The organism is Flavobacterium sp. BFFFF1 (assembly GCF_002256285.1).
In the GTDB taxonomy this organism is placed as follows: domain Bacteria; phylum Bacteroidota; class Bacteroidia; order Flavobacteriales; family Flavobacteriaceae; genus Flavobacterium.
The window spans coordinates 1-1,814 of the sequence record NZ_NKJE01000066.1; the positions used below are offsets into that span (position 1 = coordinate 1).

General features: G+C 36.7%; 1 protein-coding gene. It reads right to left on the reverse strand.

Annotated features, from left to right (window positions below):
- Positions 1–187: 187 nt before the first annotated feature.
- Complete coding sequence (locus CFE23_RS16570; RefSeq protein ID WP_291090572.1) at positions 188–820, reverse strand: hypothetical protein; 633 nt, start codon at positions 818–820, stop codon at positions 188–190.
- Positions 821–1,814 lie beyond the last annotated feature (994 nt).

Below are 1,814 nucleotides of genomic sequence, written 5' to 3' on the forward strand. Positions count from 1 at the left end.
TTCAATGACGCGAATCGTGATTTCTTCACGGAGCCAATGGCGTGTAACGTCCGGCGGCTTCACGTCAGTTGCGGCTTTTGGAACTGAGTACTCTCGGCTGGACAAGACGAAGTTATGGAAAAAGCGGTTACATTTTACAAGGAAAGCAGCAATTGCGTGAAACCGCTGTTACCTGCAGTAGCTATATTTATGTTCCCAACTCAAAATAATCACCTAATAAATTTTTAAAATCTTTTTTATCTTCTTCATCAAAGTCATTTGGAATTGTAATATGGGTAGATTTACCATTGTAAAAATAGATAATTCTTTCACTTGATTCCTGATCCACGAAAGATAAAATAGCTTCACAAGCAATGGAAAATTCAATTATCCACCTTTTAACAGATTGTGAGCGTGCAAGCATAATACTCATCTTGCTAGTAACTGCATGCAGACTAATTTGGAAAAAGTCGCTGTTTTCACTTTCAGAGATATAGCAATCAAATCCACCGACTCTAATTTTTCCATTTTCCAAAATGCATTCTGCTAAATGTTCGAAGTCAGGAAAAAAATCATCTTCAAAGCTGGCAACAATTTCTGAATCAATATCAAATATTAATGACGTCAAAAACGAAATATTATTGGCGGATATAAAACAATCATTGTCTTTTGCTTTTTTACCGTCAATTTTTAGTTCATGACCATTTACATAAAGTTGATTATGTCCAATATAGAAAGTTAGTTTCTCCTGGTTTGCCCATGAATTTTTACCGAGCCAAACTAACACTTTAGATAAATTTTCCTTTTTAGTGTAGGTTCTAATCGTATAGTCTAATCCCATATTGATTCCAATTTTATGCGCAATTTTGGCGCTATTGCAGGTAACGTCCGGCGGCTTCACGTCAGTTGCGGCTTTTGGAACTGAGTACTCTCGGCTGGACCAAACGAAGTTATGGAAAAAAGAAGTTCATTTTACACGGAACGTAGCAATTGCGTGAAACCGCTGTTATGCACAGGCTCTATTTTTACTTCGGAACTTGAAAATGATATTCACGAAAAACATAATTAAGCCTAATGCAAATAAAGCTAGCATAACTTTTGGTAAAGTTGAAATTTTCCAGGTTTCCCACGCAGGATTTTCCAGATAATTTGCGAGTTCGTTTTTCACAGTTTTTTCAGATTGCTGATTGATTAGGTAAATCAAAGGCGCAGAAATGAATAATAAGTTGATTATGCCAAAATATAGGTTGGAATATCTTCTAAGAATAAAATAGTTAGCTGCATACAATCCGAAAATTATGGAACTAATAATTACTGCAGTTGTAGCAGTCATAACATAATATGTGTCATAGAAATTGAGCACAACTGTATCACAAAGTGATAAAATCATTGTGCAAATTATTAGGCCAGCAATTAGAAATAAGTAATAAGGTTTTCTCATTTGATTCGGACACGATTTTCAGCGAGCTTGTGCATAACGTCCGGCGGCTTCACGTCAGTTGCGGCATTTGGAACTGAGTATTCTCGGCTGGACGAAACGAAGTTATGGAAAAAAGAAGTTCATTTTACACGAAAAGCAGCAATTGCGTGAAACCGCTGTTATGTGGGTCGCGACACATTAGCAAAATCACACAACGTAACCACAAAGAAATTCCACTCCTAGTTTTTTAAATCCCCAAGTTTACACGCACTGTTTTCTGCGCTAGAATTTCAACGCACGCATTTTACACAATACTCAAGCTCTGATTAAGTATCGCAGAAAACTCTCGGTGACAAGAATCGCAAACCAAAAATGACAAATTTTTCCGACGACACAAACACAACGTAACCACAAA